Annotated in this window: 19 protein-coding genes; 17 read left to right on the forward strand and 2 right to left on the reverse strand. The window is 60.2% G+C overall.

All coding sequences use genetic code 11. The features are described 5' to 3' along the window. The first annotated feature begins 28 nt into the window (after window positions 1-28). The 11 genes from BUC08_RS22580 (at window position 29) to BUC08_RS22630 (ending at window position 13,526) form a co-directional block, all read left to right on the forward strand. Window positions 29-910 (forward strand): helix-turn-helix domain-containing protein, encoded by an 882-nt coding sequence (locus tag BUC08_RS22580; protein ID WP_227511477.1) that lies wholly within the window; start codon window positions 29-31, stop codon window positions 908-910. Window positions 911-983: 73 nt separating this feature from the next. Next, the gene (locus BUC08_RS22585; protein ID WP_007120589.1) at window positions 984-1,442 is read left to right on the forward strand and encodes an acyl-CoA thioesterase; all 459 of its coding nucleotides are present in this window, start codon (window positions 984-986) and stop codon (window positions 1,440-1,442) included. A gap of 149 nt (window positions 1,443-1,591) precedes the next feature. After that, on the forward strand, window positions 1,592-3,763 hold the full coding sequence (locus tag BUC08_RS22590) for a ParB/RepB/Spo0J family partition protein (protein ID WP_009804227.1): 2,172 nt from the start codon (window positions 1,592-1,594) through the stop codon (window positions 3,761-3,763). Between the two features lie 126 nt (window positions 3,764-3,889). Beyond that, window positions 3,890-4,270 carry a DUF3768 domain-containing protein gene (locus BUC08_RS22595; RefSeq protein ID WP_009804228.1) on the forward strand — a complete coding sequence of 127 codons (381 nt, stop codon included), beginning with the start codon at window positions 3,890-3,892 and terminating at the stop codon, window positions 4,268-4,270. Window positions 4,271-4,386: 116 nt separating this feature from the next. Next, window positions 4,387-4,683 (forward strand): hypothetical protein, encoded by a 297-nt coding sequence (locus BUC08_RS22600; RefSeq protein ID WP_009804229.1) that lies wholly within the window; start codon window positions 4,387-4,389, stop codon window positions 4,681-4,683. 80 nt (window positions 4,684-4,763) lie between these two features. Beyond that, a complete protein-coding gene (locus BUC08_RS22605; protein WP_009804230.1) occupies window positions 4,764-5,147 on the forward strand; it encodes a DUF6878 family protein in 384 nt (127 codons plus the stop codon). Between the two features lies 1 nt (window position 5,148). Beyond that, complete coding sequence (locus tag BUC08_RS22610; RefSeq protein ID WP_037930962.1) at window positions 5,149-5,625, forward strand: DUF6915 family protein; 477 nt, start codon at window positions 5,149-5,151, stop codon at window positions 5,623-5,625. A 105-nt stretch (window positions 5,626-5,730) separates the two neighbouring features. Next, entirely contained in the window at window positions 5,731-6,360 is a 630-nt protein-coding gene (locus BUC08_RS22615; protein WP_037931030.1) for a hypothetical protein, read from the forward strand. Between the two features lie 515 nt (window positions 6,361-6,875). Beyond that, complete coding sequence (locus BUC08_RS22620) at window positions 6,876-11,273, forward strand: strawberry notch-like NTP hydrolase domain-containing protein (RefSeq protein ID WP_037930959.1); 4,398 nt, start codon at window positions 6,876-6,878, stop codon at window positions 11,271-11,273. After that, window positions 11,270-12,316: a DUF7146 domain-containing protein gene (locus BUC08_RS22625; protein ID WP_037930956.1), complete on the forward strand. Its 1,047-nt coding sequence runs from the start codon at window positions 11,270-11,272 to the stop codon at window positions 12,314-12,316. The genes BUC08_RS22620 and BUC08_RS22625 overlap by 4 nt, the downstream gene beginning before the upstream one ends. Window positions 12,317-12,614: 298 nt before the next feature. After that, window positions 12,615-13,526: a DUF2493 domain-containing protein gene (locus BUC08_RS22630; RefSeq protein WP_037930954.1), complete on the forward strand. Its 912-nt coding sequence runs from the start codon at window positions 12,615-12,617 to the stop codon at window positions 13,524-13,526. Between the two features lie 132 nt (window positions 13,527-13,658). Here BUC08_RS22630 and BUC08_RS22635 read toward each other — a convergent pair whose 3' ends face one another. After that, window positions 13,659-14,717: an alpha/beta hydrolase gene (locus tag BUC08_RS22635; RefSeq protein ID WP_051694670.1), complete on the reverse strand. Its 1,059-nt coding sequence runs from the start codon at window positions 14,715-14,717 to the stop codon at window positions 13,659-13,661. 86 nt (window positions 14,718-14,803) lie between these two features. Here BUC08_RS22635 and BUC08_RS22640 point away from each other — a divergent pair, with 86 nt between their 5' ends. The 6 genes from BUC08_RS22640 (at window position 14,804) to repC (ending at window position 21,783) form a co-directional block, all read left to right on the forward strand. Continuing rightward, a complete protein-coding gene (locus BUC08_RS22640) occupies window positions 14,804-15,628 on the forward strand; it encodes a helix-turn-helix domain-containing protein (protein ID WP_037930951.1) in 825 nt (274 codons plus the stop codon). Window positions 15,629-15,838: 210 nt separating this feature from the next. Further along, window positions 15,839-17,002, forward strand: a complete 1,164-nt coding sequence (locus BUC08_RS22645; RefSeq protein ID WP_037930949.1) for an ATP-binding protein — start codon at window positions 15,839-15,841, stop codon at window positions 17,000-17,002. A gap of 555 nt (window positions 17,003-17,557) precedes the next feature. After that, complete coding sequence (locus tag BUC08_RS22655) at window positions 17,558-17,896, forward strand: DUF736 domain-containing protein (RefSeq protein ID WP_017470241.1); 339 nt, start codon at window positions 17,558-17,560, stop codon at window positions 17,894-17,896. Between the two features lie 197 nt (window positions 17,897-18,093). Beyond that, window positions 18,094-19,278, forward strand: a complete 1,185-nt coding sequence (repA, locus tag BUC08_RS22660; RefSeq protein ID WP_037930947.1) for a plasmid partitioning protein RepA — start codon at window positions 18,094-18,096, stop codon at window positions 19,276-19,278. 23 nt (window positions 19,279-19,301) lie between these two features. Next, complete coding sequence (gene repB, locus BUC08_RS22665) at window positions 19,302-20,249, forward strand: plasmid partitioning protein RepB (protein ID WP_268794421.1); 948 nt, start codon at window positions 19,302-19,304, stop codon at window positions 20,247-20,249. Window positions 20,250-20,490: 241 nt separating this feature from the next. Further along, complete coding sequence (repC, locus tag BUC08_RS22670; protein WP_073194562.1) at window positions 20,491-21,783, forward strand: plasmid replication protein RepC; 1,293 nt, start codon at window positions 20,491-20,493, stop codon at window positions 21,781-21,783. 12 nt (window positions 21,784-21,795) lie between these two features. Here repC and BUC08_RS22675 read toward each other — a convergent pair whose 3' ends face one another. Further along, window positions 21,796-22,893 (reverse strand): tyrosine-type recombinase/integrase, encoded by a 1,098-nt coding sequence (locus BUC08_RS22675; protein WP_037931022.1) that lies wholly within the window; start codon window positions 22,891-22,893, stop codon window positions 21,796-21,798. Window positions 22,894-22,935 lie beyond the last annotated feature (42 nt).

Raw genomic sequence — 22,935 nt, forward strand, 5'->3', positions numbered from 1 at the left:
GATCGTGAAAAAGTTCAGGGAGGCCAAGATGGAAAGACTGCTCATATCACCGGACCGGATACCCGAATGGATTCCCGGCACGACTACGTTGGACAGTTCCGGGTGCAACTGGAACGGCATTACCCTGAAGGGCTATCGTTATGAGCGACAAGACGCGGCAATTCCCCCCATGCGCGACTATATGATTGTTGCATATGATGGCGCGCCAACCACTATGCGCCGCACGAGTGGCGGCCCATGGCAAAGCGCGCGCGTAGAGAAAGGTAGGATTTCCTTGCTCACGCGTGCAGAGGAATCCACTTGGAGTTGGTCCGAGCCTATCACGGTTAGACACGTCTATCTCAATCACAGCGAACTCGAAAACACGGCCCTTTCGGTCTTTGATCGTGACCCGAAGTCCATTGAGATCAATGATTGGCTATCTGCGAAGGACCCCTGTATCCTGAACTGCATCCAATTGCTAGAGAATGAGCTAAAGAACGGTGGAATCGGCCAGAGATTGATCATCGACGCCCTGCGCAGCCAGATCGCCGTTCACCTTCTGCGTCAGTACGCCAAGGTCTCTTTGACCAGCGACGCAAACTCGAACTTCAGCCCTGCTCAAAGGCAGAGAATCATCGATCTCGTTGAAAGCTGCTTAGGTGAAAACCTCAGTCTGGAAGACATGGCCGCATCTATCGGTTTCAGCCAGTTTCACTTTTCGCGTCAGTTCAAGGCGGAGTTTGGGTTGGCACCGTATGCATATGTTTTGCGCAAGCGAATATCGAAGGCCCAGGAGATGCTGAGAAAGGGTAATGCCCCCCTGAAAGTGGTCGCGCTTGACTGCGGTTTTGCAGATCAGAGTCATTTTAGTCGAACTTTTCGAAAAATGACAGGCGCGACCCCCGCCGAATTCCGGCGCATGGCATAATGACCGGAAAACTATTCCTTCCTATCGCTGTCACGCACCAGAGACAAAGAAATGTTGAGCCCGTAACGCTGCAATGAATGTACCAGAAACAGAATTTAAACCACGATTTGCCTTCGAACGCAGGATTTTCTTTGGCGACTGTGACCAGCTGGGAATCGCCTTTACTGGCCGGATTACGAATTTCGCGCTGGAAGCGATCGAGACTTTCTGGGACGATTTGCTTTCAGGCCGGGGCTGGCTTTTTCTACTCACGGAAAGAAACACGGCCATGCCTTTTGTCTCTATGGACCTACAATTCCATGCGCCGGTGAAAGCAGGCGCGAACCTAGCATGCGAGGTCTATGTGGTCCATGTCGGGGAAAGTTCAGTTGGTCTAAAAGTTGTCGGCCGTCAGCATGACTTGATTTGCTTCGAATGCGAAACGAAGTCAGTTTTCCGAGATGCTTCAACATTTGGTAAAGTCAAAATTGAAAGCTCAATTCGGCAGATTTTGCTCGCGGAAGTGGGTTCGGAAAATCAAACAGTGAGCTAGGCCTGTAGGCTTTGGAGACAGCAAAGCCTGTGCAAAACGATCTCATGTAAGGGAACACAAGAAAAAGCCAGAGAAAGGGAAGCCCGGGTGCCGGGCTTGAAAGGATAGAGAGAGGCTCTTCCGGGTCCGGCGTGACAAGGACCCTGACCATGGCCAAGACCACAACCCGCCCGAAACCCGCCACTGCGAAGAAAACCGAAGCCACTGAGTTGTCCGTGCCTGGCGGCGGGACCGACATCCGGATGATCCCGCTCGACCAGTTGGAGCCGAGCCCGCTCAACGTTCGAAAAGTTGCGGCCAGCGCCAGCGACGATGCTGAGCTCCTCGTCAGTATCCGCGAGACCGGAATTAAACAGAATCTGGTGGTTCATGCGCTGTCAGAGACACGTTTTGCAGTCGATGCCGGCGGTCGTCGCCTCAAGGCGCTGAAGCAGCTCGCTGAGGACAGCGTCATCCCCGCCGATCACCCCGTGCCCTGCCTCGTCGATGATAAGCGCAACGCCATCCTTACTTCTGCAACTGAAAACCTCCAGCGCGCGGCGATGCACCCCGCCGACCAGTTCGAGGCTTTTGAGGCGATGATCGCCGAGGGCCGCAGCGAAGACGAGATCGCGCTCAAATTCGGCGTCTCCGTCGACCTGGTGCGCCGCCGCCTCAAACTCGCCCGTGTCGCGCCCGAGATCATCGAGCAGTTCCGCGCGGGTGATCTGACCCTTGAATGCGTGATGGCTTTCACACTGACCGACGACCATGATCGCCAGCTGGCGGTCTGGAACGCAGTGAAGGGCGGCTATCACATCCATCCGCAAAGCATCAAACGCCATCTTACCGAGACCGCCCATTCGGCGAACTCGGCCATCGGGCGCTTTGTCGGCATTGAGGCCTATGAGGCGGCGGGTGGTGTTCTGCTGCGCGATCTCTTCGACGACCGCGCCAGCGCCCATATGGAGAACCCCGAACTCCTAGAGCGTCTCGCCATCGAAAAGCTGCAGGCTGCGGCGAAAACCTTCGAGGGAACGTGGAAATGGGTCGAGGTGCATCTCTCGGTGGATTACGGCGCGTTTCGCAGCTTCGGGCGGGTCTATCCGCAGGACATCGACCCCGATCCGGACCTGCTCACCGAAGAAGAACGTCTCATTGCGCGCGAGGAAGAACTGGCGGCGAAGAATGACGGCGAGGACTGGACGGACGCGGAGACGGAAGAATATTATGCCATCGAGCCGCGCCTGCGCGAGATCGAGGCCCTGCAACGCGAACGGCAGCCTTACGCGGACGAAGATCGTGCCATCGCGGGCGTGGTTCTGACCATCGGTCATGACGGCGCGCTGCGTGTCGAGAAAGGCCTCGTGCGGCCAGAAGATATCCCCGCTGCGGTCGTCCCGAGCGAAAATAGTGCTGACGCGGGTGATGCCCCGTCTCCTGTCCGCCCGAACGTGACGCCGCCAACCTCCTCGACACCGGTGCCCACCTCCGACCCGGCCGCGACCTTGCGCAAGGCGAACGGGATTTCGGCGAGCCTCGCCGACGATCTGCGCGCGACGCGTCAGCATATCCTTCGGGCGCATCTGGCGGCGGATTTCGAGGTGGCGTTCGATGCGATGCTCTACGCGCTCTGCGAGCAGGCTCTGGGGCGGTCCTACAACAACGAGGCGCTCGATATCTCGATCCGGCCCTTCCAGGCGCAGAACCGCGAGGTGCTGCATTCGGATACTGTTGCCCAGAAGATGCTCGAGGCGCTGGAGCAGGGCCTCGCCACCGACTGGATTACGCTGGAGAAGCCCGAAAACTTCCGGGCGATGTCGGCGCTGCCCATTGCCGCCAAGCAGGCGCTTTTCGCCTGGGCGACGGGTCTGGCAGTCAAGCCGCAGCTTTCCTCCGACAATCGCCCCTCCCCGATCATCGAGGAGATCGGCGCGCGTCTTGACGTCGATGTGGCGGCCTGCTGGCGCCCGACTGCTCAGAATTACTGGGGTCGGGTCAACAAGGGGCATGCGGTCGCTACCGCGCGCAAGCTCATTGGCGACGATTACGCCGAAGATCGCAATCGCGAGCGTAAGGGCGATATCGCGGCCGCGATGGAGCGGGCCTTCGCGGAAACGGCCGGCGAGACGGAAGGGTTCGACGCCGCAACGGTTGTCAGGACGACGCGCTGGCTGCCCGACGGGATGGTGTTTGCCGGTGCGGCGGAGGCTGTTGCCGACATGGCAGGCGAAGCGCCGGAGACCGAGGAGGGGGATGTGTCCGCCGAAGATTCTCTGAGCGACGCCGAGAGCGATGAACCGTCGTCCTTGCCCGCCTTCCTCAGCGAGGATGCGGCTTGACGAGCCGCACGCTGACCTGATCACGACATGAGCCTTGGGCCGTCCTCACATCGAGGGCGGCCCTTTCCGGCTGACGGGTTACCAACAGCCGATATCGGATCGGCGGGCCCGTCCCGGAGATATCCCATGACCACCACACTTGACCTCGATCCCGTTAAGGAAGCCGCACTCGTCGCTTCGCAGAATGACGCCTTTCGTCGCTCTATCCTTGGCAATATCCTCGTCACCGATGCCCCGCAGGGCCAGTTCGTGATGACCCGTGGCGTTGCAGCGCTTGGGCCCGATGCCCAGCTTGCTCTCACCCGCAGCGTGGCTTCATTTGACGCGTTCAACGCTGACAGCGACCCGCAAGGATGGCACGAGATGGGCGTCATCGACCTCGACGGCACGAAGGTCTGGTTCAAGATCGACCTGTACGACGTCGACTACACCTATGGCTCGCCTGAGCCCTCCGATCCTGATCAGACGCGCCGGGTCCTGACCCTGCTTCTGCCGTCGGAATACTGACGCCCCTTTTTCACCGACATCGCCACGGATCGCCCTTGCACAAAGGGCGGTCCTTTCGGGCTGGCGGGTTCCAAGGGGCGCGATGATCGTGTCCGGCCTGCCGCAGGAGACCAGAGATGGCCAAGACACTCGACTACCAGATCACCCTCTATCCCGCACATCGCGATGGCGCCTTCGTCGTCACCCAGTTCCAGATGCTGGCGAACTACCCCGAAAAGCGCATCGAGGCCGCGGGCATGGATGATCTGATCGACCAAGTGACGCAGTTCGCGATGGAGCACGGCGAGAGCTGCAGCGCCTCGGTGCGCTGCCTCGCTCCGCGCAAACCGCCGGGGTTCAAGCGCGCGACCGAGAATTTGTATTTCAACCTGGTTGACCGGACGGCTGAGAAACGCGGCGACGCTGCGGCCTGAAGCCCCCCAAAGGAAACCTCCGGGGCGCGGCCTGCAAGACGGTCGCCCTCACCCTCCCTCAATTCCAAAGGACCGAAGATATGACACAAGCAAATGATTTCTACGCGCAGATGCTCGAAGCCCAGAGACGGGCAGCCGAACAGCGGGTCGAGACCCGCGCAGCCCTTCTCACCGAACTGCGCGGCCTCGGCGTGACCGGCCTCGACGTGCAATATGAAGGCTATGGCGATTCCGGCAATGTCGAGGAGGTCGTCGTGACGCCTGACACGATTACCCTGACAGAAGAGCTGCGGCGACGGGTCGAAGATTTCGGCTGGGACTTTGCCTATGCGCTGAGCCCTGGCTTCGAAAACAACGAGGGCGGCTATGGCGAATTGACCTGGGCGCTCGAGACGGACAAGATCGATGTCAGCCACTCGAACCGCTTCATCGAGACCGACACCACAGAACATGAGGGGCTCTGACATGGCACATCCTCTCCACCACGCCGAAAGCTCGGCCCGTAGATTTGGCGGTGTTCCAGATGATTACCAACATGTGCATGACTGGTTTGACTCATCTAAAGAGCACCTAGGTCTCTTTGTTCACAGAGCCCAAAAACATCATACGGTCGGGATCTATGATGCCGAGCGGGTGTTCGGTCGCAGCCTGATCAACAGCGCGGGCCGGGTCGTTCCGATCCGCTGGATCGGCGAGCAGCATGTGCGCGAAGACTGCCAGGGGCGTATCCCGTCACTGGCTGACTGGCTCGGACGCATACAACCCGAACCGTGGATGGCCAATGGCCGGATCGACAACGACCCGACGCAGATCGGCAGCGATCCGCGTGCGGCCTGGGTCCAGGCGGTTGCGGGTCACCAGACCATTCTTGGCTTTGAGGATTGGCTTCTCAAGGTCTCTGTCGAGCACGTCCAGCATCGCCAGAATCGCGCCGCCGCCTGATCCGCCGGGCGGCAAACTCACCAACCATCTGATCCCATCCAGATCGACCCGCCTGCGCCACAACCGGCTTGGCGGGTCGATTGCGTTTCGAGAAAGGACATGGACATGCAAGATCCCGTCTACGAGGAGGTCCACCAGGGCCACACGATCAAGATCTACCACGACCCCGACGCTGAGGACCCACGAGAGTGGTGCAACCTCGGTACGCTGATCTGCTGGCACCGCCGCTATCGGCTGGGTGACAGCCATCAGTACGACAGCCCTGAGGCGTTCCTGCGCGATCTTGCGGGCGTCTCGGATCAGAGCGATCTCTCGATGGATCGTCTGCGGGACCGCGCCGAGCGGAAGGCAATCATTCTGCCTGTGTTTCTCTATGACCATTCCGGTCTCGCGATGAACACCGTCGGGTTCCACTGCCCGTGGGATTCTGGGCAGGTCGGTTACGTCTACGTGACGCTCGAAGCGGTCCGAAAGGAATTCGGTGTAAAACGCGTGACCAAGGCCCTGCGCGAACAGGCTGTAGACATCTTACGTGGTGAGACCGCCGACTACGATTCTTACCTTGGTGGGCGTGTCTATGGTTACATCGTCGAACAGGGTGGCGAGGAGATCGACGCTTGCTGGGGGTTTGTTGGCGCCTATGAGACGCATTGTTTGCCGGAGGCGCGGAATGCCGTTCCTCGGTCCGATCCCCATGCGCCACCCGCGACCGGTGCATTGACCGCATATCCATAGAATAACTCGCCGCCACACACCGGAACTATGGGCAGCACCCGATCGCGGACATGCATTGCTGCATTGCAGAAAAGTCATAGCCCGCCCATTGTGCGACTGCAGCATTGCTCCTATGTTCGCTCTTGTGATCGGTTCTCTCCTCCTCCCTGAGCCGATCCGGAATAATCGGCGGCATCCACCTCCTCCCGGATGTCGCCTTTTTATTTGCAGATCCCCATTCTGAGCTCTTGCGATTTCTCCTCGTTGACCATTCGGTCCCCGAGCTTGCTGTGTGTCGGGTCCGTTTCGCTGGAGGTGCCCAAAATGCAGGCACGGCCGTGTCCCAGCAGCCTGGCATGGGTTTGCGCGACAACGCCCACAGCGTCATCCCCAGATTTTGTGGATAAGTTTTCGCTGCCAAGACTTCAGTTTTCGAGGCCATGAAAGAGTGAGAGACAGGGCGGGAGGGGTGACCCCTCCCGGGTGAGAGAGTGCACGCGGGGCTCGGGGCCAACCCTCAACCCCGGAGATTGCCGATGAACGCTCACCCCCATTCCGTCCAACTTGCAACCGAGCCCGAAGCCCCTGCCCTGCCGGATGCCCCACGCTTCGCCCAAAACCTGATGCAGGCTGCGAAAATCCTCGTCCCCGTTTTCGAGGCAGGCAGGTCCATCGACGCCGCCGCACTTCGCGCCGCGATGGAAGATGCTTGCGGTGCCAGTGACACAAGTGGTGCCTGGGTCTGGAAAGACGCCTATGAGGCGGCCGAGGTCGCCCAAATCCTTATACTCTCGCGCTACGGCGCGCTGATGCAGCGTCAGGCACTGTCGCCGCAGGCCTTCCTCACCATGATCGAACGTTTCACGGCTCTGGCCCCGTCTCACACGCGCCGCTCCGAAGACAGTATCCGTCTGCAACAGTTTTCCACGCCTTTGCCCCTCGCGGCCATCGTCGCGCAGGCCGCCGGGTTTCGGGACGACGACCTGATGCTCGAGCCGTCGACGGGCACGGGCATGCTGGCCATCTTTGCAAAGATCGCTGGTGCACGGTTGGCGCTGAATGAACTTGCCGACACGCGCCGCGCCCTACTGGGGCAGTTGTTCCCCGATGCCGCCGTATCTGACCACGATGCTGCCTCGATCGACGATCGTCTTGATCGCTCGATCACGCCCTCGGTCGTGGTGATGAACCCGCCGTTTTCCGCTGCCAACCATGTCGAGGGCCGGTTTAGGCAAGCGACCAGTCAGCATGTGCTTTCCGCCCTGGCACGCCTCGCGCCTGGTGGGCGGCTTGTCGTCATCACCGGCGAAAGCTTCCGTCCCTCTTTGAAATCCTTCCAGTCGACATTTCAGCGGATCGGCCAGAGCGCCGATGTCGTGTTTTCGGCCCCCATCGACGGCAAGGTCTTCGCACGGCATGGCACCACGATCGACACGCGGTTGACGGTAATCGATAAGCGCGCGGCTGGTGCTGAAGAGACCGCACCGGCTGATATTGACGCCGCCTATCATCCGATCTGCGCGACCACGAGTGATCTTCTCTCCGTAGTACTCGCCCATTGCCCGGAACGCCGCAGCCCCCCGCCCTGCCCCACCACATCGGCCCTTTCGGTCCCGTCTCAGCCGACCCGCACCAACCTCCACGCCCTGCGCAACGCAGCACGCAAAGAAACCCGTGCGCTCGCCGAGGAACGCGCGAAGCATCCGTTCGACGACATCGAGACGGCCCCGCTCGACTACTTGCCAAAAGCCTGGAGCGAACCCTATGGCACGTTGCAGGACACGGTCTACGAGGTCTATGACCTGCAGGCGATCCGGATCGACGGCGCGGCGGAGCATCCGACAGCACTTGTGCAATCCGCCGCCATGGCCTCGGTGCCGCCGCCCGTGCCGAGCTACCGCCCCGTTCTGCCGAAGACCCTCGTTCGAGACGGTCTCCTCTCTGCGCCGCAGCTCGAAAGCGTGATCTACGCGGGCAATGCACACGAGACGCATCTCAAAGGCTTGTTCAAGCGTGGCGAGATCGAAGGCCAACTGATTGCAGCGGCTGAGGGTGACGAAGGCGCCTTCCGCCTGCGCAAGGGCTGGTTCCTCGGTGATGGCACTGGATGCGGTAAAGGGCGACAGGTCGCGGGTATCATTCTCGACAACTGGCTGCAGGGGCGTCGCCGCTCGGTCTGGGTCTCGAAGAGCGACAAGCTCATCGAGGATGCGCGACGCGACTGGATGGCGCTCGGCGGGCGTGAAAGCGATATCGTGCCGCTCTCAAAATTCCGCCAAGGCAGCGACATACGCCTGCCCGAGGGCATCCTCTTCGTTACCTACGCCACGCTGCGCTCGGCTGAACGTGAGGGCAAGGCTGCCCGCCTCGAGCAAGTGACCTCCTGGCTCGGCGAGGGGTTCGACGGGGTCATCGCTTTTGATGAAAGCCACGCCATGGCCAATGCCGCCGGCGAAAAGTCCGACCGCGGCGACAAAAAGGCCTCTCAACAAGGCCTTGCGGGCCTCGCGCTGCAAAACGCCGTGCCCGACGCCCGCGTACTCTATGTCTCGGCCACCGGGGCGACGGTCGTTGGCAATCTTGCCTATGCTTCGCGCCTCGGTCTCTGGGGCACGGGAGATTTCCCCTTCGTGACGCGGGCAGAATTTGTCGCCGCGATGGAGGCCGGGGGCATCGCCGCCATGGAGATGATTTCCCGCGACCTGAAGGCGCTTGGGCTCTATCTCGCGCGGTCCCTCTCCTATGCCGGGGTCGAATACGAGATGCTGGTCCATGAGCTGACGCCCGCCCAGGTCGCGATCTACGACAGCTACGCTGATGCCTACCAGATCATCCACACCAACCTTGAGGCTGCCCTACAAGCCTCTGGCATTTCGTCTGAGACAGGCACCTTGAACCCTCAGGCCAAATCCGCCGCACGCTCGGCGTTTGAGAGCAACAAGCAGCGCTTCTTCAACCACCTCATCACCGCCATGAAATGCCCCTCGCTGATCCGCGCCATCGAGGCGGACCTGGCGGCGGGACATTCGGCGGTGATCCAGGTGGTGTCGACCAGCGAGGCGGTGATGGAACGGCGTCTCGAAGAGATCCCGCCTTCGGAGTGGGATGATCTGCAGGTCGATTTTACGCCGCGCGAGAACATCATGGACTACCTGATGCATTCCTTCCCGACGCGGCTCTTCGAGCCTTACACCGACGAGAGCGGGGATCTGCGCTCGCGCCCGGCCGTCGATGGCGATGGCAATCACATCATTTGCCGCGAGGCGGAGCGGCGGCGGGACGAGCTTGTCGAGCATCTCGGTGCCCTCGCCCCAGTACAGGGTGCTCTCGACCAGATCCTTTGGCATTTCGGAGGGGAGGCTGTGGCCGAGGTCACGGGGCGCAAACGGCGCATCGTGAAGACGCGGGAGGGGCGGCTCAAGGTCGAGAAGCGTCCCGCTTCCTCCAACCTCGGAGAAACCCAGGCCTTCATGGATGATGCCAAGCGCATCCTGATCTTCTCCGATGCCGGTGGCACCGGGCGCAGCTATCATGCCGATCTCGGGGCCAAGAACCAGCGCCTGCGGGTGCATTACCTCCTTGAGCCCGGCTGGAAGGCCGACAATGCGATCCAGGGGCTCGGGCGCACCAACCGCACCAATCAGGCGCTGCCGCCGCTGTTTCGACCCGTCGCAACAGACGTGAAGGGTGAGAAACGGTTCCTCTCCACCATCGCGCGCCGCCTCGACACGCTCGGGGCGATCACCAAGGGGCAGCGCGAAACCGGCGGCCAGAACATGTTCCGCGCCGAGGACAATCTTGAGAGCCCCTACGCACGCGCGGCGCTGCGACAGTTCTTCTACAAGCTGCGGGCGGGCAAGATCGACGCCTGCTCATATGCCAGGTTCCAGGAGATGACCGGGCTGACACTCGATGAGGCGGATGGCACGATGAAAGAGAATCTGCCGCCTATCCAGCAGTTCCTGAACCGCTGTCTGGCACTGCGGATCGACATGCAGGACGCGATCTTCGAGGCTTTCGGCGGGTTACTTTCGGCCATCATCGAGGACGCACGGCAGGCTGGCACGCTGGACGTCGGGCTAGAGACCCTGCGCGCCGAAAAATTCGAGATCGTCGACCGCAAGGTGATCTTCGAACATGAGGCGACGGGGGCGACGGCCACCGCCCTGACCGTTGAGCGTACGGATCGAAACGATCCGCTCACCCTGTCCCGCGTGAAAGCCATCTGCGCTGATAACAAAGGCGCGACGCTCTATTGGAACAAGACCTCCAAACGCGCGGCCCTGATGGTGAAGGCGCCGGCCTTCATGGATGAGGATGGCGTACCGATCCTGCGGGTGAAACTGCTACGGCCCATGGCGACCGAGATCCTCGCCCTCACCGAGTTCTCGAAATCGCACTGGGAAGAGATAGACGATGCGATGTTCGAACAGCTCTGGCAGGCTGAGGTCGACGCGGTGCCGCAGTTCACCACATCGAAGATCACGCTGATCTGCGGCCTCCTCCTGCCGATCTGGGACCGGCTTCCTGCCGACAACATGCGCATTTACCGCCTGCAGGCCGAGGACGGGGAGCGCGCTATCGGCCGTCTCGTCAGTCAGGAGCAGCTCCTGAATGTCTATTCACGCCTTGGTCTCGATTGTCAGATCGAGATGTCGCCGCAGGAAGTGCTCAGCGCGGTGATGGAAGCCAGGACGACCCTGAACCTCCTCGGCGGCTACCAGTTGCGCCGGTCGTTGGTCATGGGACAGCCGAGACTTGAGCTGATCGGCGCGTCGGGCGCGGCCCTGCCCCGTCTGAAAGCGATGGGTTGTTTTGCCGAGGTGATCCAGTGGAAGACTCGGGTGTTCATCCCAGTGGATGGCACTGACGTGCTGGCGCGGGTTCTGGCTGAGCACCCGGTGGGTGCCAGCGCAGCGGATGTCGCCGCATGAGCGCGCGGCGCAGCATCGCAGACCTCTCGGCCGCTCTGGCAGACCGTGCCGAGAGTTTCTGCCGCCAGTATTTCCCCGAGGGTCGTAAGCAGGGCAATTATTGGCAGGTCGGCGACACGTCCGGTGCAAAGGGCCAAAGCCTCGCCATCCGTCTGCAAGCTCAAGGTGAGCGCAAGGCCGGATCCTGGCAAGATTTCGCGACGGGTGAATATGGCGACCTGATCGACCTGCTGCAGGAACGGCTTGGGTCGGTCACGCTCAAAGAAACGCTGAGGGAGGCCCGGTCCTTTCTCGGCGAGGCCCCCTGCCCTGCCGTACCTCGAGACACCCAAAGGGCTGAGCGCCCGGAGGCAGCGTCCAGCAAACGCATCGCGCGGGCGCGCAAACTCTTCGGCGCTGGTAAGCCACTTCTTGGCAGCCTGGCTGTCTCCTATCTGCAAGGTCGCGGGATCACACGTCTTGGCCCGGCCCTGTGCTATCACCCGCGGGTCTTCCTGCGGCAGGGCGAGGACGATCCCGATCCGCCGCAAAGAGCCCCTGCCCTGCTGGCGAAGATCACCGACATTCGCGGCCAGATCACCGGATGCGCAAGGGTCTATCTCGACCCGTCCACCGGCAGCTTGGCCGCGATCGAGAGCCCCAAGCGGATCCTCGGGCAGCTTCACGGCCATGCCATCCGTTTCTGGTCGGGCACCGGGCGTACTGATCTCATCGTCGCGGAAGGTCTCGAGAACACCCTCTCGGTCGGAACCGCCCTGCCAGAATTCGATCTCGCCTCCTGTCTCACCGCCACCCATCTCGGCCTCTTCATCCCGCCACCGGGGATCACACGCATCTGGATCGCGCGAGACAATGACGAAGCTGGACGTAACGCATCAACGAGATTGCGTAACCAATTGGAATCTAATGGAATTGCCTGTGGTGATCTCGTGCCGAACATGGGCGATTTCAACGACGATCTGCGGGCTTTTGGCAAGGATGCGCTGCGCCGCTCCCTGCTCGAGGCCATGAAGGCACAAGGTCTGGAGATCGAGGACGGCTGACCGCCAACCTCCGCGGGGATGTCCGACTGGGCAAAGGGTCCGCAGGTTCGATCTGATCCCGTTTGGAAAAGGGGAGCGATGGACCGGCGGGTCGGAGCAGAGTGCTCCTCGCCCGGGCAGCAATGCGCCCCGCACCAGAAAATTCCCCTGCCCCTCCGGGCCATTCCTCGCGGGAACAATTTTCCGGCCCTGGGCGCATTCTCCGCTGCGCTCCGATCCTGACGGATGCGGCCCGGTCGCCGCCGGTCCTGGTATCGCCCCATCCAAATCGGGTCAGATCAAACAGAGGAACCAGACAATGCCCCATCAGACAGACATCCAAGAGGAAACCGGCGTAACCTCCGCCATCCTCGACCACCTGGCACTTCACGGCGCAACGCCCGGGCCCGGCGAGACTGATCATCGCCCCCTGCCCCAGCCCGACGAGGTCGAGCTCGCCATGGCGACCCTCTTTGACACCACCATTGGCCTCCTTACCGGTAGCCAGTTGGAAGACAATCTCGAAGAGATGCTCTGGTCCCTCACTTCGATCTTCCATCGCCGGCTCACCCATATCCAGAAGCTCCTCGATGACAACGAATTCGAGCTCCGGGAAAGTCTGGCCGTCCAGGACGGCTCCGAGGTCGCCTCGGTCGAACTCGAGCGCCTCCAGATGGTCGGGCTGAAGCTCTGGGACCATCGTGACGCCTTCGAACAGATGCGCGATCTGGCCGTGGACCACTTCTCGGCCGCCACCGGTTCGCCTTGGCTGCCCCGCACCGGTTCACGCGTCTCGCATCGCGGCCTGACCTCCGCCGTGGTGGACAGCCGGGCCTATCTCTCGGCCAAGCGCCGCAAAGAGACCGAGGTGCACTGCCCCGAAGGCACGCGGATCGCTTTCTCGGGCGGGGATTATCACGCCTACGATCTGATCTGGTCCGTCCTCGATGCCACCCATGCGAAATATCCCGACATGGTGCTGCTGCACGGCGGTACGCCCAAAGGTGCCGAGATGATCGCGGCCCGCTGGGCAGATACCCGCGGGATCACCCAGGTGGTCTTCAAACCCGACTGGAAGAGCCACGGCAAGGCCGCTCCCTTCAAGCGCAACGACAAGATGCTCGAGACCATGCCCCAAGGGCTGATCGCCACCCCAGGTTCAGGCATCACCGAGAACATCGTCGACAAGGCCCGCAAGCTCGGGATCCGCATCAAGAGGATCGGGGCTTAGGCCCCGTACATTCCGACAAAGTGGTTTGAAAGCGGACGTTCGGTCTGAGGCGTGACGATGACCGGACTGCGGACGGAGTGGTCTTTCGCTGCGGCTGCGCAAATGGCTGTTCTCGAACGTCGACCCTCCACTTCAGGAGATGCCCAAATCTTGAACGACAGTTATTCCGGGTAATTCGGCAAGTGGTTCTCTTGCAAATAGATAGGTATCAATTGCCTGCCTTATTCTGCCAATCGCTGCCGTTGATGACGCGGTCAAGCTATCGTAGGCCTGAAAATCATGCGGCATGTCCGGCCACAGATCGAGCATCACCTTGGCGCCGTTTTCTTTCTGAACCTGTGCAAATTCAATGATCATGTCGCGCAAAACCTCGCGCCCGCCGGCCTGCAAATATAGAGGGGCAAGACCACTGTAGTCGTAGCAGATCGGAGACAAGGTATCGCGCCCGAATACCTGATCGGGATCGAGCCAGCGGCCGAACTGGAGCGCCATCCAACCCTGCACGAGATCGGTGGCGTTATTGTTGCGCAGGCTTGCACCCCGGTCGCCGATGTCAGTCCAGGGGCAAAGCCCGATACACAGTGCAGGCTGAGGTTTGCCTTGATCCTTGAGTGCCTGAAGCAACATCAGCGCCATGTGCCCACCCGCGCTATCGCCAATCACGACAATCCTTTCCGCAGGCGTTTCTGCCGTCAGATGATCCCACGCGGCCATGGCGTCCTGAGCCTGTGCAGGATGGGGATGCTCGGGCGTCAGGCGATAGTCGGGCGCAAACAATCTGGCGCCGGAGTGGTGCGACAGCATCTGTGCGAAACGGTCGCTCACCCCGCCGTGGAAGGTATAGCCGCCACCGTGGAAATACAGCAGGACGGCCTCGCTATCGCAGTGCCTTGGGACATGCCACCGCCCATCGACCCCCCGCGAAACGGTGGAGGTGACGTCGTAGACATCATCCGTCTGCGTCTGAACGCTATCGAACAATCTGCGCCCCTGCGCGATGTCACGATGGCGCATCGCCGCTGAAAACTGGTGGCGGACAAATCGGATGCCGGTTTCCATGTTGGCGTCCCAATCCTCGGCCATCTTGCGCCCGAACGCGTGTCGGATCGACGTTGCGATTGCGATCTGGCTGAGTTTGGCGAGGCTGCACAGGCGAAGGGAGAGCGGACCTGAATAGACCAATTTGACCATGTTGATTTCCTCAGTGGTGGATTTGGCCTTAGTTGCCTCGAACGGCGTTGGGAAATATAGAAAGATTGCGTCAAAAGGAGCCCGGCATGCCGCCAACCTCAAAGTTGTTTCTGCCGCTGACCAGCCTCTCGGGATGCCTTATGGCGGGGATCTTCCGCGATACTCGGGGGGCTGATTTGTCGGCTGCGGACAGGCTGAACCATTTTCCGGCCTCGCCGATTGTTGCGATCACACTCGTTCAACACGGCACGCTGCACATTCTGCCGCCGGAAACCAGCTGGCGGACCGCCTCGGAGGCTCCGAGCCTTCCACGGTCATCCGTACTGGCGCCGCAGGATGTGCCGGTGACCAGTTGGTCGGAGGGGAGCGTCGTTGCCTTGACAGTCGGAGTCTATCCGGACGCGTGGCGCAGGCTTGGGGGTGATGACAGCTATCAAGCAATGTTGCCCATTTTCGATGAGGCTTTGGGAAACTTTGATGCCGAAAGCGATGCCGCCGACGGATGGGACAGGTTCTGCACAACACTGGTAAGCGGTTGGCGCAAGGCGCGCCCGCAGGGCTGGGAGCCCGTCACTCGCGTGGCGGACTGGTCCAAGGCGCTTGCGACGCGGGCGGCGCTTTCGGGGGGCGGGCGTAGCCTTCGCAGCATCGAACGCAGGATCATGCGCTTTTCCGGCCACACGCGACGCAACCTGGCCTTCTATTCGGCATTCGAGAGGCTTCATGAATGCGCGACGAATGCGGCGGGGCGATCGTTGGCGGAAATCGCGATCGAAGTGGGGTATTCCGACCAGTCCCACATGGGGCGCGCGGTCCGCCGAGCGACCGGGTTCTCTCCGGCCCGGCTCAATCGAGCGATCGAGACCGAGGAGCCTTTCTGGTGCTATCGCCTTCTTGGTGAACGCTTCTGAGAGCTGCCCGAGTGCGGACATTCGAAATTCGTGCCGTTTCCAGCGGTTAGGGCTCTGAACTGTTGCTCGTCGCGCCTTGTTCAAATGTCCGCTTCTGAGGTCATTGTTGTCTAGCGTGCAGGTGAACCAAGACTAGATTTATGGGCGGCAACCCGAGGTCTCGAGAGATTAAACTTGCAAATCTTCCGTATCGTGGAGTAATTGCAAGGTATGTACAAACGCAAGACCCAACAATTCGTTCAGTCTTCCTTGGAGAGCCAAGCGGCTGTGGTCCTTCTCGGCCCCCGACAGGTCGGAAAGACAACACTTGCACTCGACATCGCATCAGAGCGCCCGTCTGTCTATCTCGACCTTGAGCGTGAGGCGGACAGGCAAATCCTGACTGAACCAGATCTCTATCTGGACGAACAGGCGGGCAAACTCGTCATCCTCGACGAGGTACAGCAGATGCCTGACCTCTTCAAAACTTTGCGCGGCCAGATCGATCAGCGTCGGCGGGCCGGGTTTCGGACGGGACAGTTCCTGCTATTGGGATCGGCTTCCAATATCCTCTTGCACCAAACGGCGGAATCCCTCGCCGGTCGTGTTCGATATGTTGAAATGCCCCCCTTGCAGCCTGACGAGGTGGGGGCCGATCAGTTGAACTTGCTCTGGCTGCGCGGCGGCTTTCCCGACAGCTTTCAGGCCGCGAGCGATCGGGCAAGTATGGACTGGCGTCTGGACTTCCTGCGCACCTATCTGGAGCGAGACATCCCTGCCCTCGGACCTCGGATTCCGGCAGCGACCTTGCGGCGGTTCTGGACGATGCTTGCGCATGTCCAGAGCGGCCTTCTGAACGCCGCGGCCCTTGCCGAGGGATTGGGCGTGTCCGGCCAGACCGTTGGGCGCTACCTCGATCTGCTCGTCGATCTCATGCTGGTGAGACGCCTGCAGCCCTGGCACGAGAATGTCGGCAAGCGTCTGGTGAAATCGCCAAAGGTCTATGTGAGAGACAGCGGGATCGTGCATGCGTTGTTGGGCATCGGCACGACAGAGGGCTTGCTCGGGCATCCGGTCGTCGGTGGCAGTTGGGAGGGGTTCTGTATCGAGGCGCTTCTTGCTGCCGCCCCTTTAGGCACCGAACCTTTCTTCTATCGCACTTCGGCCGGTGCTGAACTCGACTTGGTTTTGCGTTTGCCAAGCGGTGACATCTGGGCTGTTGAGATCAAACGAACGACTGCACCGAAGGTTTCGAGAGGATTTCACACAGGGGCCAAGGACATTGGAGCCAACCGAAAGCTCCTGGTCTATGCCGGTGCGCATGAGGTTCCCATCGCGAAGGACATTCGAGCGTTACCACTGGCACATGCAATCGAGTTGTTGAGCACGCTATGACTTCGTTTTGATCTCTGGCTCAGGACACGTCCATTGGTCCGAGGATAACAGCGGCACGCGAAGCATTTCATAGCCAGGCCTGGCCATTTGTCGGGCACCAGAGCGGATGAGTGTCTGGCAACTCGATGGTATCTGGACGCCTGCATCTCCGAATGCGAACGCAAACGCCCCTGTGAGGCCACGGAAGGATGGGCGAATGCCCTGCCGTTGCTATCGATTTATGATCTGACGGCTTTGGTCTTCAAAGAGTCTTGAAGTTTGGATGGGTGAGAAGACGATCCCTACTCCTTGCGGCATCTCCCTCGGCTGTTCACCCACCTTCCTTCGCGGCCACCGCACTTCTCCCTTTGTCTGAGTTGCATGACATGCTGGTCGCAGCTGTCGTCCCGTCCACAAAGGTTGTCGCCGATCTTTTTCCCCTGACCCTGCGGGTCATTCCGCGCGGATCAAAAAGACCGGCGTCGGCCCTTCTCCGCTGCGCTTCGCCTTCGGTGTGGCCGGGCCTTGGCCAGCTGCAAGGTGACCATCATTGCAACGCAAACAAGGAGAAGAGCAATGACCACGAACTGCATCAAATTCACCAGCGCCGACATCGAAACCGCCAAGGGCGTCGGCTCCATCTCGACCCTGACCTTCGACCTCGACATCACGGTCGAACCCGTCGCGAGCACGAACCCGATGGCCCCCACGCACCGCGTCCTCGGCCGCTCCCCGCGCGGCAAGCTGGTCGAGTGCGGCGGCATCTGGAAGAAGCAGAACAAGGAGACCGGCGCCGACTACTACACGCTGACCATCCGCGATCACGGCTTCAACGCCAACCTCGGCAAGGCCGCGAACCAGGACGATCTGTCCCTGCAGGCCGTCATCCCCTGGGGCCCCAAAGACGCCGCCTAAGCCAAAGTTGGCGGGGGCTTGCCTCCGCCAATTCGTTTACAGCTGTAAAATCGACCAAGATCGCGGTCGTGGATATAGTCTCTTCAAGCGTTGATAGACACTATATAGAGGAAAAATCTTGACTTAGCCGCGTGAATCACTGCTTTTATCCCCAAGTGGCGCGAAAAAGGCCACATTTTCGAAATTGGGGCAACCAGATGATTCCTGTGACACCATTGGCAAATGAGCGCCCTTCGGCTCTTGCAACGGAGATTTCCGAACGACTCAACGCTGCCATCAGGGAACATCTGCTCTCTGCTTTTGCCCCAGACAACACGAAGACGCTACGCTCTTTTTCGGCACCTGAGGCCGCTGAGCTCTTGGGAGTATCCGGACAGTTCATGCGAAAGGTTCACGCTGAGGGCACAATCCCTGAACCTGACGATATCCGGGGTGGCCGACGCTACTACACAGCCCAAGAGATATGGGACGCGCGCGAAGTTCTAGAGAAGACCTCTCGGAAGAAAGGCCGTTATCTGCCTCGCCGCTCGGGAGAGGAGCAGTTGCAAGTTTGGCAGCTGATGAATTTCAAAGGTGGTTCCAGTAAGAGCACGACGAGCGTCCACCTCGCTCACTACTTTGCTCTTCGAGGTTATCGGGTCTTGGTTGTTGATCTGGATCCTCAGGGATCTCTCACATCAATGTGCGGGATCAGCCCTGAAATCGAGTTCGATGGACTGACTGTCTATGATGCGATCCGCTACGACGAGCCGGTGAACATGGCTGATGTCGTCGTTCCAACATACTTTCCAGGGCTCTCGATTGCGCCGTCCCGCTTGATGCTGTCCGAGTTTGAGACTGAGTCGGCCGTTCATTCGAACCCAGACCAACCATTCTTTACTCGTATCCGAAATGCTTTGGCACAGGTAGAAGATGATTTTGATCTGGTGTTGATGGACAGCCCGCCACAGCTTGGTTTCTTGACCATTGCTGGGATGGCTGCCGCTAGTTCTTTGATTGTCCCTCTAACGCCATCGATGTTGGACGTTTCGTCAACTGCTCAGTTTCTTGAACTAGCAGGAGCGTATATGGGTGTGATCGAGGATGCTGGCGCAACTCTCCAATATGATCACTTCAAATTTCTGATCACGCGAGACGAACCGACGGACGTTCCCTCTCAGCAGCTAACGTCTTTCATGCGGGCTTTGTTTCAAGACCGTGTCATGTCGGCAACCGCCTTGAAGAGCACAGCAATCAGTGACGCGACCATGCTAAAGCAGTCGATTTATGAGGTGGTCCGTTCCGAAATGACACGGGCCACATATGACCGCGCTAAGGGCTCCATGGATGCTGTGGGGCATGAAGTCGAAACGATGATCCAACAATCGTGGGGGCGTAAGTAATGGCTAGGAAATCACTTCGCGATATGTCCGGAATTGCAAATACGATCGCTCGTTCTGGCGGGGCGCCGTCAGAACGGCCGTCGAAGACCAGTGCTCCGGCTTTGGGGGCCCTTCAAGGATCTCTGGCATCTATCCGAGAAATTGATCCCAATATGATCGACGATTGGGGGCCAGTAGATCGCCTTGAAGAGTTTACAGCTGTAAACGTCGAAGACGATGACGAGAGCCTCGAAGGACTAAAGAACAGCATCCGAGAAGGTGGTCAGCAAGTGCCCATTCTCGTTAGGCGATCAAAGGCGGCTGAAGGGCGCTTCGAGGCGATTTATGGGCGGCGGCGCTTAAAGGCCTGCCGCGAACTCGGCATCAAGGTTCGCGCGAACGTCCAAGATATCGACGATGCTACAGCTTTGCTGGCGAAAGGATTGGAAAATGCTGCGCGCCGAAACCTCTCTTTCTACGAGAAGGCGCGGTTCGCCGTGGCCATCCAGACAGCGGGCCACGACGCGGCAACTGTTCGGCAGGTTCTCAATCTCTCTGCGTCGGGTCATTCGCACCTTACAAAGGTAACACAAAACGTCCCGATCAAGATCGGCGACCTGATTGGCGCGGCACCAAAGTCCGGGCGTCCAAAATGGACGGAGCTGGCTGAGTTATTTCTCTCAAAGAAGCTAACTGAACGCGCGGCGCTCGATATCTTGGCCAGAATCAGCGCCTCATCGGGTTCGGATGATCGCCTCGAATTTCTCATTAGGGAAGCGACTAAGCGCGGTGCGAAGACGTCGAGTGGGGTTAGAGAGATGACGCCGTTGGAAGGCGTGACTATCAGAGCTGGCCGCGGAGCATTGTCATTGTCAGTCAAGAAGTCCGGCACAAACGCTGAGTTTGCAACCTGGCTTGAGAGCAATCTCGCAGAGATAATCAAAAAATCCTATGCCGAATTTACAGATGTAAATTCGGTGGATGACAACTGAGGACGAGCAGAAAGGAGGAACGGCAAACAAAGAAAACCCCCGAAACCGGAGCTTCGAGGGCTGCTGCGCAGAACGCAATTCTTAGATTAGACACCTAGAATCTAGCAGCCAACGAATCACCACACAAGAGAAAACGCTTCTGAGCGAACGGGATTTCTTTGTCGCTGGCATAAAGATGGAAAAATTTAGTGATGCTCCACAAGGAGCGGCTGAGACAGGCATGTCTCAGAACAAGAGAGTTATGTCCAACATAAGCCAACGCTCAGGGTGGCGAAAAGCAACGGCCGGGCTGGCTACGGCTGAGCAACTTGCCCAAGCCGGTGAACGGGTAGCAGTACCCAAAACACGGGCCTTCGTGGCACTCAAGCGCGTGGGGGCACATATCGGCTTAAAGGCAGGCGACGTGATGCTCCTCGATACCCTGGGGGCCTTCACTCAGGCCCAGGATTGGGAGGAGGGGCAGCGTCCGATCGTCTGGGCGTCGAACGCTTATCTGATGGAGCAGACGGGCTTTTCGCTATCGGCCCTCAAGCGCCACGCGCGGCGTCTTGCTGAGATCGGCGTGATCTCCTTCCAGGATAGCCCCAATGGCAAGCGGTGGGGCCGCAGGGACGCTGAGGGGCGTATCGTCGAGGCCTATGGCTTCGATCTGTCACCGCTTTCCGCCCGTGTCGAGGAGTTCGAGGGACTTCATACCGAGTTGCAGGCCGAGCGCGAACTCTGCCAGCGCCTGAAGCGCCAGATCACTGTGGCGCGCCGGATGATCCGAGCCCGGATCGAGGCAGCTCTCAGCAGCGCGCTGCGTGGGCCCTGGAGGCAATTCACGGGTCTCTTCGAGGAGCTTCTCGACCGGCTACCGCGCCGACACGAAGCCTCTGAACAGCTGGTGCGCTTACTCACATGGTTCAAGGAGCTCCAGGAACGGGTTGAGGCGGCCTATCTCAAAGCGACTGGCGCGGTGAAACCTGTGGAAAACACCGGTGATAACGATACCCAAGTCACGAAGAAGACTCAAGAAATGAACCCCAGGGAGGTCATTTCTGACCCTCACATACTAATTACAAATCAACTTAATCCTGTAACTAGTAATTCCTCTGAAAAAGAGGAAGCGGCGGGTGTGGTGCCCAATGCCCAACCCGAAGAGCGGGTTGACAGGGAGCTGGAAGACTGGGTTGCCGAGGTGCGCAAGAAGCGCACAGCGCTCGACCTGCCGACAATCATGCAGGCCTGTCCGGAATTCGCGTCATGGGCGCGCAATATGGGTGGATTCCTGAAGGATTGGGGCGATTTGCACCGGGTTGCGGGGCAACTCAGGCCGATGATCGGGATCTCGGAGCATGCCTGGAACGTGGCGCAGGACCGAATGGGCACTCAGGTGGCCACGGCCGCGTTTGCGCTCGTCTTCGAAAAGCACAGTGCCGGTGAGGTTTCCTCGCCGGGCGGATATCTGCGCGGCATGGTCGAGAAAGCCGGGGCAGGGGAGCTGCATCTCGAGCGCAGCTTCTATGGTAGGCTCAGTGGGCAGGCGGCGTGATAGGGCAGGGGCTCAGAGACCGGCGGCTTTGGTCAGGTTTACCCGGAACCTGTCGCGGCGCCGCTGATAGCGGCGGGTCATCTCGGCCGAGGCGTGGCCAAGCTGCTTCTGGACGTAGCGCTCGTCGACTTCGGCGGAGCTGGCGAGACCGGCGCGCAACGAATGGCCGGAGAACAGCGCCAGGCGGTCTTTCTCAGGCAGGTCCGACCGAATGCCAGCGTCCAGAACCGTGCGCTTGATCAGGCGCGCGACATGCTTGTCGTTCAACCTGGTTTCTGAGGCGCGTTTGCCATCGCGTGAGGTGCCGACGAAGATTGGACCGAAGTCGATCTTGGCGAAGTGCAGCCATTGTTCGAGCGCATGCACGGGGCAGGTTTGATCCTTCGAGCCGCGTCCGATCTCGACCTCACGCCAGCCGGTCTTGGCATTGAGGGTGAGCAGGGCGCCCTTGTCGAAGATCTCGATCCAGCCGCCCGAGTCCGGCGTGTCGTCCTTGTGCACGTCGAGGCTGACAATTTCAGAGCGGCGCAAGCCTCCGGCGTATCCCAGCAGCAGGATCGCCCGATCCCGCAGCCCGCGCAGATCGTAGGGCAGGGTGGCGACCATCGCGAGGATGTCCTCGGCCAGGATGGCCTCCTTCTGCACCGGTGGGCGCGCGTGTTTGCGCTTGATCCCGGCCAGCACCGTGGCGATGTGCCGGTTCTTGCGATCGAGGGAAAAACCACGCTGTGTGTAGTTCCAGGCGAGACCGGACAGGCGGCGGTCGATGGTTGAGACGGATAGGGCAGGGGAGCGCCCAGAACCGGACGCTAGATCCGTTAGGTAAAGCCCGATCATCTCGGGTGACGGTGGCAGCAGCTCGGCGCCCTTCATCCGGCACCAGCGGGCGAAATGCGCCCAATCCTTGGCATAGGCCTTCAGCGTATTGTCAGAAGCTGCGGCGCGGGCATAGTCGCGGGCCGTATCGACGAGGCGATCCAGGCTGCCGGAGCCCGCGACGTGGGCGGGTAGGGAGATATCGTCGCTTTTTTCTTGATCTATCTCGTCGTCCTGAGCGATACTAAACGCACCAGAGTTTGATGATGTCGATTTCTCGTCCTCTGCGGCCATTTCCAGTGAATCCAGCGATGAAATTGAACTGTCTCGCAGCAT

Origin of the sequence: Pseudosulfitobacter pseudonitzschiae, from assembly GCF_900129395.1 — a bacterium.
Classification (GTDB): Bacteria; Pseudomonadota; Alphaproteobacteria; order Rhodobacterales; family Rhodobacteraceae; genus Pseudosulfitobacter; species Pseudosulfitobacter pseudonitzschiae.

Bases quoted from the DNA above. Each gene is read 5' to 3' on its own strand.
- BUC08_RS22580 (WP_227511477.1), top strand. From the start codon at position 29: ATGGAAAGACTGCTCATATCACCGGACCGGATACCCGAATGGATTCCC.
- BUC08_RS22585 (WP_007120589.1), top strand. From the start codon at position 984: ATGAATGTACCAGAAACAGAATTTAAACCACGATTTGCCTTCGAACGC.
- BUC08_RS22590 (WP_009804227.1), top strand. From the start codon at position 1,592: ATGGCCAAGACCACAACCCGCCCGAAACCCGCCACTGCGAAGAAAACC.
- BUC08_RS22595 (WP_009804228.1), top strand. From the start codon at position 3,890: ATGACCACCACACTTGACCTCGATCCCGTTAAGGAAGCCGCACTCGTC.
- BUC08_RS22600 (WP_009804229.1), top strand. From the start codon at position 4,387: ATGGCCAAGACACTCGACTACCAGATCACCCTCTATCCCGCACATCGC.
- BUC08_RS22605 (WP_009804230.1), top strand. From the start codon at position 4,764: ATGACACAAGCAAATGATTTCTACGCGCAGATGCTCGAAGCCCAGAGA.
- BUC08_RS22610 (WP_037930962.1), top strand. From the start codon at position 5,149: ATGGCACATCCTCTCCACCACGCCGAAAGCTCGGCCCGTAGATTTGGC.
- BUC08_RS22615 (WP_037931030.1), top strand. From the start codon at position 5,731: ATGCAAGATCCCGTCTACGAGGAGGTCCACCAGGGCCACACGATCAAG.
- BUC08_RS22620 (WP_037930959.1), top strand. From the start codon at position 6,876: ATGAACGCTCACCCCCATTCCGTCCAACTTGCAACCGAGCCCGAAGCC.
- BUC08_RS22625 (WP_037930956.1), top strand. From the start codon at position 11,270: ATGAGCGCGCGGCGCAGCATCGCAGACCTCTCGGCCGCTCTGGCAGAC.
- BUC08_RS22630 (WP_037930954.1), top strand. From the start codon at position 12,615: ATGCCCCATCAGACAGACATCCAAGAGGAAACCGGCGTAACCTCCGCC.
- BUC08_RS22635 (WP_051694670.1), bottom strand. From the start codon at position 14,717: ATGGTCAAATTGGTCTATTCAGGTCCGCTCTCCCTTCGCCTGTGCAGC.
- BUC08_RS22640 (WP_037930951.1), top strand. From the start codon at position 14,804: ATGCCGCCAACCTCAAAGTTGTTTCTGCCGCTGACCAGCCTCTCGGGA.
- BUC08_RS22645 (WP_037930949.1), top strand. From the start codon at position 15,839: ATGTACAAACGCAAGACCCAACAATTCGTTCAGTCTTCCTTGGAGAGC.
- BUC08_RS22655 (WP_017470241.1), top strand. From the start codon at position 17,558: ATGACCACGAACTGCATCAAATTCACCAGCGCCGACATCGAAACCGCC.
- repA (WP_037930947.1), top strand. From the start codon at position 18,094: ATGATTCCTGTGACACCATTGGCAAATGAGCGCCCTTCGGCTCTTGCA.
- repB (WP_268794421.1), top strand. From the start codon at position 19,302: ATGTCCGGAATTGCAAATACGATCGCTCGTTCTGGCGGGGCGCCGTCA.
- repC (WP_073194562.1), top strand. From the start codon at position 20,491: ATGTCCAACATAAGCCAACGCTCAGGGTGGCGAAAAGCAACGGCCGGG.
- BUC08_RS22675 (WP_037931022.1), bottom strand. From the start codon at position 22,893: ATGGCCGCAGAGGACGAGAAATCGACATCATCAAACTCTGGTGCGTTT.